This is a genomic window from Cryobacterium luteum (assembly GCF_900110125.1).
Taxonomy (GTDB): Bacteria; Actinomycetota; Actinomycetes; order Actinomycetales; family Microbacteriaceae; genus Cryobacterium; species Cryobacterium luteum.
Genome location: NZ_FOCN01000022.1, coordinates 23,225 through 38,652 on the forward strand (window position 1 = coordinate 23,225; position 15,428 = coordinate 38,652).

At 66.2% G+C, this 15,428-nt stretch carries 13 protein-coding genes and 2 pseudogenes; 8 read left to right on the plus strand and 7 right to left on the minus strand.

Translation table 11 applies throughout. The features are described 5' to 3' along the window. Nucleotides 1-36 precede the first annotated feature (36 nt). The 5 genes from pstS to BMW72_RS15725 form a co-directional block, all read right to left on the minus strand. On the minus strand, nucleotides 37-1,122 hold the full coding sequence (pstS, locus tag BMW72_RS15705) for a phosphate ABC transporter substrate-binding protein PstS (protein WP_092112231.1): 1,086 nt from the start codon (nucleotides 1,120-1,122) through the stop codon (nucleotides 37-39). Between the two features lie 148 nt (nucleotides 1,123-1,270). Next, complete coding sequence (locus BMW72_RS15710; protein WP_092112233.1) at nucleotides 1,271-2,212, minus strand: NUDIX hydrolase; 942 nt, start codon at nucleotides 2,210-2,212, stop codon at nucleotides 1,271-1,273. Continuing rightward, the gene (locus BMW72_RS15715; protein WP_092112235.1) at nucleotides 2,212-4,383 is read right to left on the minus strand and encodes an RNA degradosome polyphosphate kinase; all 2,172 of its coding nucleotides are present in this window, start codon (nucleotides 4,381-4,383) and stop codon (nucleotides 2,212-2,214) included. Before BMW72_RS15715 ends, BMW72_RS15710 begins: the two co-directional genes overlap by 1 nt. Nucleotides 4,384-4,921: 538 nt before the next feature. Next, nucleotides 4,922-5,911 (minus strand): mycothiol synthase, encoded by a 990-nt coding sequence (gene mshD / locus BMW72_RS15720; protein WP_092112237.1) that lies wholly within the window; start codon nucleotides 5,909-5,911, stop codon nucleotides 4,922-4,924. Then, nucleotides 5,880-6,572, minus strand: a complete 693-nt coding sequence (locus BMW72_RS15725; protein ID WP_092112239.1) for a response regulator transcription factor — start codon at nucleotides 6,570-6,572, stop codon at nucleotides 5,880-5,882. The genes mshD and BMW72_RS15725 overlap by 32 nt, the downstream gene beginning before the upstream one ends. A 72-nt stretch (nucleotides 6,573-6,644) precedes the next feature. On the opposite strand from BMW72_RS15725, the gene BMW72_RS15730 reads away from it, so the two are divergent. The 5 genes and pseudogenes from BMW72_RS15730 to BMW72_RS15745 all read left to right on the plus strand — a co-directional run bounded on the left by BMW72_RS15730 (nucleotide 6,645) and on the right by BMW72_RS15745 (nucleotide 10,770). Next, a complete protein-coding gene (locus tag BMW72_RS15730; protein ID WP_092112241.1) occupies nucleotides 6,645-6,899 on the plus strand; it encodes a hypothetical protein in 255 nt (84 codons plus the stop codon). A 141-nt stretch (nucleotides 6,900-7,040) separates the two neighbouring features. Beyond that, a pseudogene (locus BMW72_RS19615) lies at nucleotides 7,041-7,232 on the plus strand (heme-binding beta-barrel domain-containing protein); the annotation flags it as partial. A gap of 393 nt (nucleotides 7,233-7,625) precedes the next feature. Continuing rightward, a pseudogene (locus BMW72_RS19620) lies at nucleotides 7,626-8,027 on the plus strand (heme-binding beta-barrel domain-containing protein); the annotation flags it as partial. A gap of 326 nt (nucleotides 8,028-8,353) precedes the next feature. Continuing rightward, nucleotides 8,354-9,859, plus strand: coding sequence for a CAF17-like 4Fe-4S cluster assembly/insertion protein YgfZ (gene ygfZ, locus BMW72_RS15740; RefSeq protein ID WP_092112245.1), 1,506 nt, complete (start codon nucleotides 8,354-8,356; stop codon nucleotides 9,857-9,859). A gap of 158 nt (nucleotides 9,860-10,017) precedes the next feature. Next, nucleotides 10,018-10,770, plus strand: coding sequence for a phosphoglyceromutase (locus tag BMW72_RS15745; protein ID WP_092112247.1), 753 nt, complete (start codon nucleotides 10,018-10,020; stop codon nucleotides 10,768-10,770). Between the two features lie 630 nt (nucleotides 10,771-11,400). Here BMW72_RS15745 and phoU read toward each other — a convergent pair. Beyond that, nucleotides 11,401-12,057, minus strand: a complete 657-nt coding sequence (phoU, locus tag BMW72_RS15750; RefSeq protein ID WP_092112249.1) for a phosphate signaling complex protein PhoU — start codon at nucleotides 12,055-12,057, stop codon at nucleotides 11,401-11,403. A gap of 179 nt (nucleotides 12,058-12,236) precedes the next feature. Here phoU and BMW72_RS15755 point away from each other — a divergent pair, with 179 nt between their 5' ends. Beyond that, the gene (locus BMW72_RS15755) at nucleotides 12,237-13,427 is read left to right on the plus strand and encodes a sensor histidine kinase (protein WP_092112251.1); all 1,191 of its coding nucleotides are present in this window, start codon (nucleotides 12,237-12,239) and stop codon (nucleotides 13,425-13,427) included. Beyond that, complete coding sequence (locus BMW72_RS15760) at nucleotides 13,424-14,107, plus strand: response regulator transcription factor (protein WP_092112253.1); 684 nt, start codon at nucleotides 13,424-13,426, stop codon at nucleotides 14,105-14,107. Before BMW72_RS15755 ends, BMW72_RS15760 begins: the two co-directional genes overlap by 4 nt. A 110-nt stretch (nucleotides 14,108-14,217) precedes the next feature. Here BMW72_RS15760 and BMW72_RS15765 read toward each other — a convergent pair whose 3' ends face one another. Beyond that, nucleotides 14,218-14,745 carry a hypothetical protein gene (locus BMW72_RS15765; RefSeq protein WP_092112255.1) on the minus strand — a complete coding sequence of 176 codons (528 nt, stop codon included), beginning with the start codon at nucleotides 14,743-14,745 and terminating at the stop codon, nucleotides 14,218-14,220. A 169-nt stretch (nucleotides 14,746-14,914) separates the two neighbouring features. On the opposite strand from BMW72_RS15765, the gene BMW72_RS15770 reads away from it, so the two are divergent. Next, nucleotides 14,915-15,397 (plus strand): CarD family transcriptional regulator, encoded by a 483-nt coding sequence (locus BMW72_RS15770; protein ID WP_092112276.1) that lies wholly within the window; start codon nucleotides 14,915-14,917, stop codon nucleotides 15,395-15,397. Nucleotides 15,398-15,428: the final 31 nt, after the last annotated feature.

The following is a 15,428-nucleotide window of genomic DNA, read 5'->3' on the forward strand; positions in this document are numbered from 1 at the left end:
ATGTGCGAGAACGGACCGGGCAGGTGTGTTCGGGTGCTACTTGACGGTCGCGAGAACCGCGGCGACGTTGGCTTCGAGTTCGGCCGTCAGCGGTGCAACGCCGGCGGCGTCTTTAGCAACGGTCTGTCCGGCGGCGCTGGCGATGTACTCGATGTACGCCTTGACGAGCTCGCCCTGGGCGGCATCGGCGTACTCGTTGCACACGATCGCGTAGCTCACCAGAACCAGCGGGTATTCCGCCGGGTTGGTGGTCTTGCGGTTCAGGTCGAGCGCGAGGTCATCGGCTGCGCGGTCGGCCACGAGCGGCGATCCGGCGACAACCTCAGCGGCAGCTTCGGGGGTGTAAGCGACGAAGTCCTCGCCGACCTGGAGCTTGGCGGTGCTGAGGTCGCCGGCTTGCGAAGCGTCGGCGTAGCCGATCATGTTCGTGCCGTTGGTGACAGCGTCAACAACGCCCGAGGTGCCCTTGGCGCCTTCACCGGGGAACGGGAAGGTGTCAGAGGCCTTCTCGGTCCACACGGTCTCGGCAGCCTGGCCGAGGTAGTCGGTGAAGTTCTTGGTGGTTCCCGAGTCATCCGAGCGGTGCACGGCGTTGATCGTTGCAGAGGGCAACGTTGCGTCGGGGTTCAGCGCAACGATGGCAGCGTCATCCCAGGTCGTGATAGCGCCGGAGAAGATCTTGGCGAGCGTGTCAGCATCGATGTTCAGTTCGTCAACGCCGTCAACGTTGAAGATCACGGCGATGGGGGAGATGTAGACCGGAAGGTCGACAGCCTTGGTGCCGGGAACGCAGGAGGCGAATTCGCCGGCGAGCTCTTCGGTGCTCATGTAGGAGTCGCTACCGGCGAAGTCGGTGCCGCCTTCGATGAAGGCCTTTCGGCCGCCACCCGAGCCGGAGGGCTCATAGTTGATGGTGACGCCGGTGTTGGCGGTCTGGAAGCCGGCGATCCAGGCCTGCTGGGCGGCATCCATCGAAGACGCGCCTGCGCCGTTGAGCGTGCCGGTGAGCGTGCTGGCCGGTGCGTCGTCCGCGGGGGCGGCTTCGTTTGCTGCACAGGACGAGAGTGCGAGGCCTGCGGCAATGGCGATGACCGCGGGGCGGCCGAAACGCTTGAAGTTCACGTGTAATCCCTTTCGAGGGTTTGACAAGACTGTGTTTTGCTGATGCAAGCCAGGTGCTGGCCCATGAAAGAGGTTAAGCAAACGAAGTAACGCGCCACCGTCCTGTTGGTAAACGGAAGGTAAACGCAAGATAACGCTTGCCGCAAAATCAGGCGGTCGCGGGGTACGTCTCGATGGCCAGGATGCCCGCGGCCGGGTTCTCCGCAGAGAGGTGCACGATCGAGAACCCGCCGGTGTCGAGGTCGGCCGCGTCGAACAACGCGGTCGACGTCTGCGAGCCCGTCGCCAGCGCGATCTCGCGCATGATCTCCGGCAGCACCGGTCCGTGGCTGCACAGCACGGCCGTTTTGCGGGCCCGCACCCGTTTGCCGACGATGCTGCGAACATCCGCTTCGCCGCTTTCGAGGGCGTCCTGGCTGATCAGATCGGTCTGCTTGATCGGGATGCCCGTGGCAGCAGCCAGCGGAGCCACCGTCGTGACGCACCGCGTTGCCGTGCTCGAGATGATGCGCAGCGGGCGCCACGCGGTGACCGTGTCGACCAGGCTTGCCGCCTGCGACACCCCGCGGGCGGTGAGTGGGCGACGCGCGTCGGGGCCGCTACCGGTGCGCGGGGCGGCCTTACCGTGCCGCAGCGCGATGACCGCGAACGTGCGGGTCACCCCGGCATCGACCAACGACGAGAACGTCTCGAGAATCTCGACATCCGCCGGGTAGCTCAGATAGGTGCGGGCCTTCTTAATGGTGACCCATTCGATGGCGGCGACCTCGCCGTTCGGCACGAAGGTCGACTTGGCGATCGCTTCCGGCGTGATCTCGGCGGCCCAGTAGTGCACGATCTTGGTGCGCCCGTCGGGCATGGCATAGTGCGACACCCCGAGCGGAACCCCGAGGGCCACGGCCAGCCCGGTCTCTTCCTCGACCTCGCGCACGGCGGTGCGGGGCCGTGACTCGCCCGGATCCACCTTGCCCTTGGGAATGGTGACGTCGCCGTGCACCGTGCGGTGGATCAGCAGCACGTGCATTCGGCCGTCGATCAATCGCCAGCAGACAGCGCCGGCGGCATACACATCGGTCGATTTAACAGCCATCAACGACGCCCGGCCGGCCGTTTGCGCGCACTGATCTGCTGCATCAGCTTGTTCTGCATGTCGCTGAGGTGCACGCCGTGCTCATCGACGTCGTGCCGGGTCCAGTGGCCGGTCTCGTCAAGCCACCAGCTCGACGTGCGGGCGTCCATCGCCCGTTCGAACAGCGCCTCAATCTCCACCAGGTGTTCCGGGTCGACCAGACGCACGAGCGCCTCCACCCGGCGGTCGAGGTTGCGGTGCATCATGTCGGCGCTGCCGATATACACCTGCGTCTCGCCGAGGTTGTGAAAGGAGAACAGGCGGGAGTGCTCGAGGTAACGGCCGAGAATCGACCGCACCCTGATGTTCTCGCTCATGCCCGTGACGCCCGGCTTGAGGCTGCAGATGCCACGCACCCAGACGTCGACGTGCACGCCGGCCTGGCTGGCCCGGTACAGGGCGTCGATGATGTCCTCGTCGACCATCGAGTTCACCTTGATGCGGATGCCGCTGGTCTTGCCCTCGAGCGCGTTGGCCGTTTCCATCGCGATCTGCTTGAGCAGGGCTTTGCGCAGGTGCAGCGGAGCCACCAGCAACCGCTTGAACTTCTTCTCAATCGCGTAACCCGACAATTCGTTGAACAGGCGGGTGAGGTCTTTGCCGACCTGGGCATCCGCTGTCAGTAGCCCGAGGTCTTCGTAGATGCGACTGGTTTTCGGGTTGTAATTGCCGGTGCCGATGTGGCTGTAGTGCCGCAGCACACCCTTCTCGTAGCGCACCACGAGGGCGAGCTTGCAGTGCGTCTTCAGGCCGACCAGCCCGTAGACCACGTGCACGCCGGCCTTCTCGAGCTTGCGCGCCCAGGTGATGTTCGCCTGCTCATCGAAGCGGGCCTTGATCTCGACCAGGGCCAGCACCTGCTTGCCGCTGTCGGCGGCCGCGATGAGCGCCTCAACGATGGGGCTGTCGCCGCTCGTGCGGTACAGCGTCTGCTTGATGGCGAGCACGTTCGGGTCGGCCGCGGCCTGCTCCAGAAACGCCTGCACGCTCGTGGCGAACGACTCGTACGGGTGGTGCAGCAGCACGTCGCGCCGCGCGACCGCAGCGAAGATGTCCTGTTCGGCGTTCGGCTCGCTCGGCAGCAGCTGGGCCGCCGTCGTGGGAACGTGCTTGACGAAGTGCAGGTCAGGGCGGTCGATGCGCAGGTCGAACAGCCCGCCGAGGTCGAGCGGAGCGGGCAGGTGGTAGACCTCCTGCTCGGTCACGTCGAGCTCACGCACGAGCAGGCCGAGGGTGACCTCGTCCATGTCCTCGGTGATTTCGAGGCGAATGGGCGGTCCGAACCGGCGACGCAGCAGCTCCTTCTCGAGCGCTTTGATCAGGTTCTCGGTCTCGTCTTCGTCAATCTCGACGTCTTCGTTGCGGGTGACCCGAAACACGTGGTGTTCCAGAATCTCCATGCCGGGGAACAGGTCGCCGAGCTGGTTGGCGATGAGATCTTCCAGCGCGATATAGCGGATGCGCTCCACCGATTCGCTGCGGTCCACCCGCACAAAGCGCGGCAGCATCGGCGGCACCTTGAGCCGGGCGAACTCCTGCTTGCCGGTCTTGGTGTTGCGCACTCGCACGGCCAGGTTGAGCGAGAGGCCGGAGATATAGGGGAACGGATGTGCTGGGTCGACCGCGAGGGGCATCAGCACCGGAAAGATCTGGTTCGAGAAGTAGGTGCGCAGCGAGCGGCGGTCGGAGTCGCCGAGGCTCTGCCAGTCGACGACGTCGACGCCGGCCGCGGCGAGGGCGGGCCGCACGAGGCTCTGGAAGGCGAGCGCGTGGCGGTCCTGCAGGGCGTGGGCGGCCGCCGAGATGTCGCTCAGAACGTCTTGTGGGGCGCGGCCCACGTTGGTCGGCACGGCCAGGCCGGTGAGGATGCGACGCTTGAGGCCGGCGACCCGCACCATGAAGAATTCGTCGAGGTTGCTGGCGAAGATGGCGAGAAAGTTGGTGCGTTCAAGCACAGGCAGCGACTCGTCCTCGGCCAGTTCGAGCACCCGCTGGTTAAAGGCGAGCCAGCTCAGCTCGCGGTCGAGGTAACGGTCGTCGGGCAGAGTTGGGTCGAGTTTTTCGATCAGGGGTTCAAAATCGTCGTCGAAGTCTGTGAGACCCGAGTCTGCTTGGGTAGTTTCGCCGTCCATCTGTCCATCCTGACATCCTTGGTCATGTCACCGCGACGAACCGGGTGAACGTCAGGCGAAATATTCTCAGAGGTCTTGCTTTTTCGGCGTGCCGGCTCGGTATTTTGCTCCGTGTTACGCCGCCGGGGTCGCCGGCGGGTTCTGCTGGTGGCTAATTCAGGAAACTCCCGGCGCCGGTGCGGGGCTGCCGGTGGCCAATTCAGGAATTCCAGGCGTCAGTGCGGGGCTTCTGGTGGCTAATTCAGGAATTCCGGGGCGCGGGTGCGGGGCTTCTGGTGGCTAATTCAGGAATTCCGGGGCGCGGGTGCCCGCAGTGCCAATGATTTCGGGCCCGACGGGCCGGGCAGCCGGCCTATCTCCTGAATTAGCCCCTCTTCTTTGCGCATAACTCCTGCAATTTGCGTCCTGAGAGTTTTGCGCCCGCGGAATCACGCGGAACTTGCGGCGGCCCTTGAGAATCTGCAGGAGTTATGCCCAGGTGCTGCAGCCGGGTAGCTCGCAGACCCGGGCGGGGCAGTCGGCTCGCCGACCCGTGCTCTCAGGCCGTCAGGCGCCGGTACTGTACGTCCACCGTGTGGTCGACGAACCCGAGGTCCCGATACAGGTGCACCGGGCCGAAGCTGTCGGCCTCGACATAGAGGGCAGCAATGGTGCAGCCGGCGTCGGTCAGACGCTGCAGTCCGGCCTGCATGAGCGCGCGCCCGAGTCCGCGGCCAGCGGCATCCGGATGCACCCCGACCACATAAATCTCACCGATCGCCCCGTCAACTTTGAGCCAGTTGTAGCCGATCAGGCGGCCGCCGGCATCGCGCAGCAGTAGAAAGTCCTCGGGGTTGAACCACGATTCGGCCTGCCGCGCCGTGAGGTCGGCTTCGGTCATCGCGCCCTGTTCCGGGTGCGTCGCAAACACCAGCGCGTTAAGCGCCACCCATTCGGCGTCGTCGATTCCCGCGCGAAACGCCGTGATCGTCTCGCCCCCCGCCAGAGCGGATGCCCCCGCCCCCGCTGCGCCGGCAACCAACGGCTTCCGCAGCTCCAGCAAAGTGCGGGCGGCGACGAATCGAAGCTCGGTCGCGAGGGCCCGGGCCGCCGGGTGATCACCGTGCGACCAGGCGGTCAGGCCGTTCGGTTCGGTCGCGGCCAGTTCGCGAACAGCCTCGCGGCCGTAGCCGCGGCGCCGATATTCCGGGCGGATCACGAGGTCGATCTCCCCGCGTCCGCCGAGCGCAGCCCCGACGACGAGCATGTCCGCCACGCCGCCGCTTTCTGCGACGCCGCCGCTTTCTGCGACGCCGCCGCTTTCTGCGACGCCGTCCCCAATGTCGTTGGTCGAGCCTGCCGAGACCGCAATTCCGGGAACCGTCACCAAATAGGCGGTACGCAGGCCGGCTTGCAGGTCATACAGCGCCTGCTCATTGAACGGCGCGTACCCGTCGAACGCGAGCGCGGCGGCGGCGACGCGGTGGAAGGAAGCCAGCCCCGCGGCATCCGCTGCACTAAGCGCGGAAAGAATTCGGAACTCGTTCATCGTTCTCGTCGTGCACATTGAACCGGTAACCCACGTTGCGAACGGTGCCGATGAGCGACTCCTGATCGCCGAGCTTGGCCCGCAGGCGCCGCACGTGCACGTCGACCGTGCGGGTGCCGCCGAAGTAGTCGTAGCCCCAGACCTCGCTCAGCAGCTGTTCGCGGGTGAACACGCGCGACGGATGCGCCGCCAGAAAGCGCAGCAGCTCGAACTCCTTATAGGTGAGGTCGAGCGGCTTGCCGTGCACCTTCGCCGAATAGCTCGCCTCGTCGATGACGACTCCGGCCGCGCGAATCGTGTTCGACGGCGAGGTTTGGGCGAGGCGGCCAGCGGTCAAGCGGATGCGCGCATCCACTTCGGCGGGCCCGGCCGTGTCGAGGATGACATCGTCGACGCCCCAATCGGGGCTGACCGCCGCGAGGCCGCCCTCGGTGATCACGAGCAGCAGGGGAGTGGAACTGCCCATGGTGTGCAAAATCTGGCAGAGCGACTTGGCCGCGGCAAGATTGCTGCGCGCGTCGACCAGAATGAGGTCCGAATCGGGGGCGTTGATGAGCTGATCAGCTTGGGCAGGAATGAGCCGCGCGCTGTGCGACAACAGTGCCAGGGCGGGGAGTACGTCATTGTTGGCCGCCGAGGTCAAGATCAACAACTGCGCCACGGGCGCCCTCCAAGTATCTCGAATTTCATACTAGCGTGCCATGGAATGCGGGCGGTCAGGCACAATAGAGACGTGAACTGGCACTGGAAAACGATTGCAACCGTGTGGGTACTGGCGATTGTGGGCGCCGTTCTCACCGCGATTTTGGCCACTCCGGCCTCCGCGATCGGCTGGATCAGTCTTACCCTGGCCGTCTGCACCCTAGTAACCCTCGGCCTGCAGATCGCTACCCGCAGCAAAGAGGGTTACGTCAAACGGGTCACGATGAGCGTCACCGGGGCCCTGGTCATTCTCGTGGTGGCGACCGTCATCGTCGCCCTGGTCTGACAGTCCCACTAGACTCGCAGCATGGATCTGTTAGCGCTAGAACTTTTCTTCCTCGGCCTGTTGGGGCTCGCCAGCCTGTCGATCGCCTGGGTTTCCGGCATCGTCGTTTTCAAGCTGTTCCGGGGGCAGCGGTAAGTCCGCATGTTTGACCTCCCGGTCGGTTTGCCGTCCGAACTTGTTCCACTCTCCTGGCTGATCGGAGTCTGGGAAGGCTCCGGCGTACTCGAATACAAGATCGGCGATGAATCGGTCAGCCGCACCTTCGGCCACCGCATTAGCTTCAGCCACGACGGTCTGCCGCACCTGAACTACAGTTCCTACACCTGGCTTGAACCCGCTTCTGCAGCGGATGCCGCCGCCGGGTCCGCCTCCGGTACGAACGCCGCCGAAGCGGATGCCTCCGGTTCGGCCGCCGTCGGGAGCGCCGCCCCTGGAACAGACGCTGCCGGAACAGACGCTGCCGGAACAGACGCCTCCGGAGCGCAGGCTGCCGTAGCAGCAGATGCCACCTCCTCCGCGAACTCCGCCGATACGCACGCCGCTTCGGGATCGGGCGCTGCCTCCGAAACGAACGCCGCCGAAGCCGACGCCGACGCCGCTTCCGGAGCGGACGCCGCTTCCGGAGCGGACGCCGACGCCGCTTCCGGAGCGGACGCCGCTTCCGGAGCGGACGCCGCGGCATCCGCTGAAGAGAGCGCGTCGGTGCTGCCGCCCGAGATGTTCTCGGACGAGCGGATCCCGCTGGTCACGGAAACCGGTTATTGGCGGCTGAGCCGTCACCAGGGTGATGGCGACCCGGGGCCCGGCATGCTGCCTGGAAGCGGCGAGCGGCCGTTCACCTCCGCTGCAGCCGTGGAAACGTTGCGCAATCGTGATGGCGGGTTCGACATTGAGGTCACGCTCGTACACCCCGGCGGCGTCGCTGAGTTGTATCTCGGGCAGGTCAAGGGTCCTCGCATAGACCTCGCAACGGATGCCGTGCTGCGCACCGCGGGTGCCAAGCCCTATGCGGCCGCGACGCGCCTCTACGGCCTCGTCGACAATCACCTGCTCTGGGCCTGGGACATCGCCGCCCTCGGCCAGGACCTGCGCACCCACGCCTCCGGCCGCCTGGCCCGGGTGCAGTAGCCCCCGCCTTTCTTTTTTGGACGGGGCCCGGGCCCCGTCCCGGGGCCCAGTTTATAAACTGGCCCCGCGGCTATAAGGTGGGCCCGCCCCCGGGGCCCGCCGCCCGCCCGCCGCCCGCCCCGAATCCCGGAGTTCCTGCCCCTTCTTTCCGGGCCCGGGCCCGGCAACCGGGACCATGATAGAAGCTGGGCCCGGTTGCCAAAAGTGCGCCCAGCGACCTCACCTCACCCAGCCCTGCCCGCCCCCGAATAAATTGTGCAGACGTACTGTTGATACCGAAGAACCCCGCAGCCGCCCCTCAACCCGGGCCGGCAGAATTGAGCGCCATGACTGACCAGGCACCAACCGTCTCCCCGCTTCTGACCCTGCCCGGTGCGGTTCAGGCTGAAGGAATCGACGCCGGCGTCGCCGCCCACTACGGCAACCCCATGATCGAGCAGCGCACCCTCGCCGCCGCACGCGCCATCGTCGACCTGTCCCACCGCGGCGTGCTCTCCGTCTCCGGCCCCGACCGTCTCACCTGGCTCAACTCCATCGCCAGCCAGGAGCTGAAAAGCGTGAAACCCGGCGAATCCACCGAGATGCTGCTGCTCGACCCCACCGGACGCCTCGAATACGCCATCCGCGTGCTCGACGACGGCGTCGAAACCTGGCTCCTGGTCGAAGCCGCCGAGCTGCCCGGCCTCCACAAGTTCCTCGACCGCATGAAGTTCATGTTGCGCGTCCAGGTCGTCGACCACACCCTCGCCTATGCCACGATCGGCGCCATGACGGATGCCCCCGCCACCGTCGGCCTCGCCGCCGCCGCCCCGAACGGCGTGCCGCTCACCTGGTTGGACCCCTGGGCAGCCGTCGCTCGCGGTGGCTACCAGTACGCCGAAACCCCGGTGCACCCCGGAACCCTGTGGACCTACACCGAGACCCTCATTCCGCGCTCGAGCCTGCCCGCTTTGCGTGACGCTCTCGCCGAGGGCGCACTGCCAGCCGGTAGCATCGCGCCCGAAGCCGAAGCCGAAGCCGAAGCCGAAGCCGAAGCCGAAGCCGAAGCCGAAGCCGAAGCCGAAGCCGAAACCGTGCCCGAAGCCGAAACCGTGCCCGAAGCCGAAACCGTGCCCGAAGCCGAAGCCGAGGCCGAAGCCGGTCTAGTTAATGCCAACGCGCCCGCGCCGACCCTGGCTGACGCCGGCGCCCCCGCGCCCGCTCTAACCGGTGCCGAAGCACCCTGGCCGACCCTGGCCGACGAAACCACGCCCGCCCGCGCCGCCAAAACCCCGGCCTCACCCCCCGCCGCGGCATCCGCTTCGCCCGCGAAAATAACCCCCGCCGGACTCCTCGCCCTCGAAGCCCTGCGCATCGCCGCCTGGCGTCCGCGTCGGGCTCGCGAGGTCGACGAAAAGAGCATCCCACACGAGCTGGACTGGCTGCGCACCGCCGTGCACCTCAACAAGGGCTGCTACCGCGGGCAGGAAACCGTCGCCAAGGTGCACAACCTCGGCCACCCGCCGCGCCGCCTGGTCATGCTGCACCTCGACGGATCCGAGGGTGTGCTCCCCGCCCCGGGGGACCCGGTGCAGGCCGACCGGCAGAGGCCCGAGTCAGAAGCCGAGCGCGTGACGGTCGGCACCATCACGTCGAGCGCCATCCACTACGAGCTCGGCCCGATCGCGCTCGCGGTCATCAAGCGCACCATTCCGGCCGCGTCGACGCTCTTCGTGCAGTCCGAGGGCATTTTCATCTCGGCCGCGCAGGAGATCATCGTGCCGCAATCGGCCGGATCCGTCGCCGACATCCCCCGCCTGCCCCGCCTCGGCATCCGCACCCCGGGTCACTAGCTCGCGGCCATGATCGCGCCCGTCTTCGGTGGCTAATTCAGGTGATCTGCCGGTTCGGGGGTGGTTTTCGCGGGTGGCGGCATCCGTTTCGGTGGGTTTTCCTGAATTCGCCCCCGGGCGTGCCCGTGCGTGCAGAACACCCTCGATAGAGTGGGCACATGTCTGCCCCCTACACACTCGTCCTTCTCCGCCACGGCCAAAGCACCTGGAACCAGCAGAACCTGTTCACCGGCTGGGTGGACGTTCGCCTCAGCGAACAGGGCACGACCGAAGCCGCCCGCGCCGGCGTTCTCCTCAAGGATGCCGACCTGCTGCCGGACGTGCTGCACACCAGCCTGCTGTCCCGCGCAATCCAAACCGCGAACCTCGCGCTCGAAGAGGCCGACCGCATGTGGATTCCGGTGAAGCGCTCCTGGCGTCTCAACGAACGCCACTACGGCGGGCTTCAGGGCCTCGACAAGGCGGCCACTCAGGCCAAATTCGGCCAGGAACAGTTCATGCTGTGGCGCCGCTCCTACGACACCCCGCCGCCCGTGCTCGACGACTCGAGCGAGTTTTCGCAGGCGCACGACCCGCGCTACGCCGACCTCGGCCCCGATCTTCCCCGCACCGAATGCCTCAAGGACGTCGTCGAGCGGATGCTGCCCTACTGGCAGTCCGACATCGCACCCGACCTCCGCGCCGGCAAGACGGTGCTGGTGACGGCGCACGGTAACTCCCTGCGCGCCCTGGTCAAGCACCTCGACGGCATCAGCGACGCCGACATCGCCGAGCTGAACATCCCCACCGGCATTCCGCTCGTCTACCAGCTCGGCGAGGACCTCATGCCGCTCGGCCCCGGCCAGTACCTCGACCCCGAAGCCGCAGCAGCCGGCGCGGCCGCCGTCGCCGCCCAGGGTAACAAGAAGTAGCCGTCCCACCCGGGCCCGGCCGCCCCACCCATCTCATCTCACCCGGAACACCCGCCCACCCGGCCCACCGGGGTCGGTCGGCTCAGCCGCCTCGCCGGCTCAGCCGTCCCACCCGGTTCGCCGGCTCAGCTGCCCCCAGGCTCGTACAGGCCGCTGCTCGCGCATAACTCCCGCAAGTTCCCGGCCGCGGCAGCAGGTCCCGCGTCATTCCGGGGCTGAACAATTGTCCAGATGCATATTGCAGGAGTTATGCGCGGGCCGCCGTGGCCAGTTCAGGAAATCCGCCGGCTGCGCGGCTCGTCGGACCGCAAATACGGGGATTGGTCGAGCCGCGGCATCCGGATTTCCTGCTTTAAGCACCAGATAGTCGCGTACCCCACGTGAAATGTGCCCAGAGCGGATGCCCGGGAGTCTCTCGCGCACCACTCACGTCATGGCCGCGCCCGAAACGGGTAGCCGCTACGCCCGTTACCGTCGCGGCCACCCAGACCGGGCGCGGCCACCCAGACCGGGCGCGGCCACCCAGACCGGGCGCGCCCAACCAAGCCGGGCGCGGCCATCCGCTGCGGCGACCACAGCGCATGCGCCCACACCAAGCGGATGCGCCAAACCTGCATCCGCCGTGAGCAATCAGGCGTTGTCGTCCGGGTGCCAGGCTCCGGTACCGAGGTACTGCACCTTCTTGGCGATCGAGACCGCGTGGTCGGCGAAACGCTCGTGGTACCGGCTCGCCAGGGTCGCGTCGACGGTGTCGGCCGCGAGACCCTTCCAGGTTTCACCGAGCACGGCCTCGAACACGCTCACGTGCAGGGCGTCGACCTTGTCGTCTTCATTGCGAATGGTCTCGGCGAGCTGCAGGTCCTGGGTGGTAAGCAGCTCGGTGAGCATATTCGCGATGACCACGTCGAGCGCGCCCATCTCGGCGAAGGTGCCGCGCAGGCTCTTGGGAATGACCTTGTCGGGAAAACGGTAGCGGGCCAGCTGGGCGATGTGGGTGGCGAGGTCGCCCATCCGCTCGAGGGAGGCGCTGATGCGCAGCGCACTGACCACGATGCGCAGGTCGCGCGCGACCGGCTGCTGGCGAGCAAGAATTGTGATGGCGAGTTCGTCGAGCTGCACCGACAGTTCGTCGATCTTCTCGTCTTCGGTGATGGCCTCTTCGGCGAGGCTCACATCGCTCTCGTTGAACGCGCGGGTGGCCTTGTCGATCGAGATCGCGACGAGGCGCGAAATGTCAACGATGCGCTGTTGAACTTCGGCAAGTTCCTGTTGGAATACATCGCGCATGGGGGTGATCCTTCCTCGCCGCGCGAACACGCACGATCGGTGAGGCCAGCATGACCCCGGTTTATGATGTCGAATTCAGGTTAACGGCAGGTGCCGCACACTTGAACACTTACTAAAGTACAGGGCGTCGGACGGGCGCGCTGTGAACGACGAGCGCAGACTGTCAGTAATCTGTAATTATGGAATCGACGTGGCTGGTGTTGCTGTCGTTGGCACTGGGGCTCGGTGTCGGCGCCGGGTTCGTGCTGCTGCTGCACGTCGCCGAGCGACACGGGCGACGCGCCTCCGAGGTCGTCAATCCGGCCGTGCCCGACGGTATCGATCAGGTGCTGGACGCCCTCGAGACCGCCGGTGTCGTGCTCGACCCGTCGAACAATGTGATCAAGACCAGTCCGGGCGCGCTCACCCTCGGCCTGGTCTGGAACCAGCAGCTCGTGCACCCGGAACTTCTCGAACTCGCCCGCCGGGTGCGGCAGACCGGCGAACCGATCAGCGAAGATCTCGTGCTCTCCCGCGGCCCGTTCGGCGACGCCAGCATGCGCTTTCGGGTGCGCCTGGCCCGGCTCGGCACGCGTTACGTGCTGCTGCTGGCCGAGGACCGCACCGAGGCTTTTCGCCTCGACGAGGTGCGCCGCGACTTCGTGGCCAATATCAGCCACGAACTCAAAACCCCCATCGCGTCCGTCGGGCTGCTCGCCGAAGCGCTCGACAAGGCAGCGGATGAGCCGGAGCAGGTTCGCCGCTTCGCCAACCGGTTGACGACAGAGTCGGCCAGACTCGGCCGCCTCACCCAGGAGATCATCGAGCTGTCCCGGCTGCAGGCGCAGGATGCCCTCGCCGAGCCGGAGAATCTCAGTGTCGACGACATCGTCGCCGCCGCGGTGGATCAGAGCCGGGTTGTCGCCGAGGCGGAACGCATCACCATCGTCATCGGAAAGAAGAGCGGCGCTCGCGTCTTCGGTGACGAAGCCCTGCTCACCGTGGCCGTGCACAACCTCGTCGCCAACGCGGTGAACTACTCGGCCGAGGGGTCGCGGGTCGGCGTCGGCGTGCGCCTGCAGAAGGGCATCGTCGAGATCACCGTGACCGACCAGGGCGTCGGCATCGCCGAAGCCGACCTCGACCGGGTGTTCGAGCGGTTCTTCCGCGTCGATCAGGCGCGCTCCCGGCACACCGGCGGCACCGGCCTCGGCCTCTCCATCGTCAAGCACGTCGTGCAGAACCACGGCGGCGACATCCGCGTCTGGTCGCAGCCCGGCAGCGGATCCACCTTCACCGTCCGCCTCCCCGAGGCGGCAGCGCCCGTCATCGAACCACGCCCGAACAAACCGCGACCGGTCGCCCGTGCGGCCGCAGGAGACACACTATGACACGCATCCTCTTGGTTGAAGACGAGAGCGCTTTGAGCGAGCCGCTGAGCTTTCTGCTCGAACGTGAGGGCTATGAGGTCGTCGTTGCCGAAGACGGACCGAGCGCGATCAGCGAATTCGACCAGAACGGCACCGACCTGATCCTGCTCGACCTGATGCTGCCCGGCATTCCGGGCACCGAGGTGTGCCGGGAGATTCGTACCCGCTCGACCGTTCCCATCATCATGCTCACCGCGAAGGATTCCGAGATCGACATCGTCGTGGGCCTCGAACTCGGCGCCGACGACTACGTCACCAAGCCGTATTCCACCCGCGAGCTGGTCGCCCGCATTCGCGCGGTGTTGCGCCGTCACGAGGATCAAAGCGCGACCGAGGCCGACAGCATGCTGGCGGCCGGTACGGTGCGCATGGACGTGGAGCGCCACGCCGTGACGGTGTCCGGCGAGCTCGTGAACATGCCGTTGAAAGAATTCGAACTGCTCGAGTTTCTGCTGCGCAACGCCGGGCGGGTGCTCACCCGCGGCCAGCTCATCGACCGGGTCTGGGGCACCGACTACTTCGGCGACACCAAAACTCTCGACGTGCACATTAAACGCATCCGCTCACGCATTGAAGCTGCGCCATCCGAGCCGGTCATGCTCGTCACCGTGCGCGGCCTCGGCTACCGCTTCGAAGCCTGAGCCGGGCTGCCGGGCGCGAGGGGCGGCATCCGTTTCAAGTAGCTCGCGACGCAGACACAGTTCAGGCCGCCGTCCCCGAGGGGATGGCGGCCTGAACTCTGCGAGAACGGTTACGCGGCGGGCGTGGCCGTCGGGGTAGGAGTCTCGGAAGGTGTCTCTGTCGGCGCGATCGTCGGCAGCAGGCTCGAATACTCATCCTGCGTTCCGGCGAGCACGGGCAGCAGCAGCTCGACGCCGGTCTCCTCGCCGTACTGGAAGTACACCGGGAACAGCGAACCCGGCTGGCTGTCCATGTTCTCCAGAACCACCGAGGCCGCGCCGTCGGTTCCGAAGGTCACCGTGGTGTTGGCCTCGACCGGAACGTCTTGCGACACCTTGCCGGTGCTCGACTCGTACTGCACGCGCAAGCTCTGCAGGGTGTCGGTCGGGTTCACGACGGAGACGACCAGGTTGGCCAGCTCGCCGTCGGCCGAGAGCAGCAGGGCGTTGCGAATGTGAATGTCACCCACGTCGCCGCTGACACCGTCACTCGCGTTGTACTGAATCAGGGTGGCCTGCGGTGCGAAAAACCCGCACGCGCTTGTGCCCAACAGAATGCCAGCCGCCAATACAACGGATGCAGCGATGCGCGCTCTCACAAGACCTCCACTACTGAAGCAGCGCTCGGCGCGCTGCAGAAATTCGCTTTGTCACTAGCTTAGCGGCGTGTTTGGGCGCGCGAATGTCGGCGGCGGGCCTCGCGGGGGCGCGCGTACTGTACCACCTCTACGCTGTGGTATCCTAGACGTTGCTGAAGGGATGACATCCATGCTGTTTGAGGTTGGCGAAACCGTCGTATATCCCCATCACGGCGCTGCGATGATCACCGAGGTGAAAACTCGCATCATCAAGGGTGAAGAGAAGCTGTACCTCAAGCTGAATGTCACCCAGGGCGATCTCACCATCGAGGTTCCCGCCGAAAACATCGACCTGGTCGGCGTGCGCGATGTGATCGGCAAAGAAGGCCTCGACAAGGTCTTCGAAGTGTTGCGCGCACCGTTCACCGAAGAGCCCACCAACTGGTCTCGCCGGTATAAGGCCAATCTTGAGAAACTCGCCAGCGGTGATGTGATCAAGGTGTCCGAGGTCGTGCGCGACCTGTGGCGCCGCGACCAAGACCGCGGACTGTCGGCCGGCGAGAAGCGCATGCTGGCCAAGGCTCGTCAAATTCTGATCAGCGAGCTGGCCCTCGCCGAGAAAACCGACGAAGAGAAGGCATCCACTGTTCTCGACGAGGTCCTCGCTTCCTAACCACTTCTTTTCGTGAGGGGCGGCGCCGCAA

Coding starts and splice junctions, on each gene's coding strand:
- BMW72_RS15770 (WP_092112276.1), top strand. CDS start 14,915: ATGCTGTTTGAGGTTGGCGAAACCGTCGTATATCCCCATCACGGCGCT.
- BMW72_RS15710 (WP_092112233.1), bottom strand. CDS start 2,212: ATGGCTGTTAAATCGACCGATGTGTATGCCGCCGGCGCTGTCTGCTGG.
- BMW72_RS15715 (WP_092112235.1), bottom strand. CDS start 4,383: ATGGACGGCGAAACTACCCAAGCAGACTCGGGTCTCACAGACTTCGAC.
- mshD (WP_092112237.1), bottom strand. CDS start 5,911: ATGAACGAGTTCCGAATTCTTTCCGCGCTTAGTGCAGCGGATGCCGCG.
- BMW72_RS15755 (WP_092112251.1), top strand. CDS start 12,237: ATGGAATCGACGTGGCTGGTGTTGCTGTCGTTGGCACTGGGGCTCGGT.
- BMW72_RS15745 (WP_092112247.1), top strand. CDS start 10,018: ATGTCTGCCCCCTACACACTCGTCCTTCTCCGCCACGGCCAAAGCACC.
- ygfZ (WP_092112245.1), top strand. CDS start 8,354: ATGACTGACCAGGCACCAACCGTCTCCCCGCTTCTGACCCTGCCCGGT.
- BMW72_RS15760 (WP_092112253.1), top strand. CDS start 13,424: ATGACACGCATCCTCTTGGTTGAAGACGAGAGCGCTTTGAGCGAGCCG.
- phoU (WP_092112249.1), bottom strand. CDS start 12,057: ATGCGCGATGTATTCCAACAGGAACTTGCCGAAGTTCAACAGCGCATC.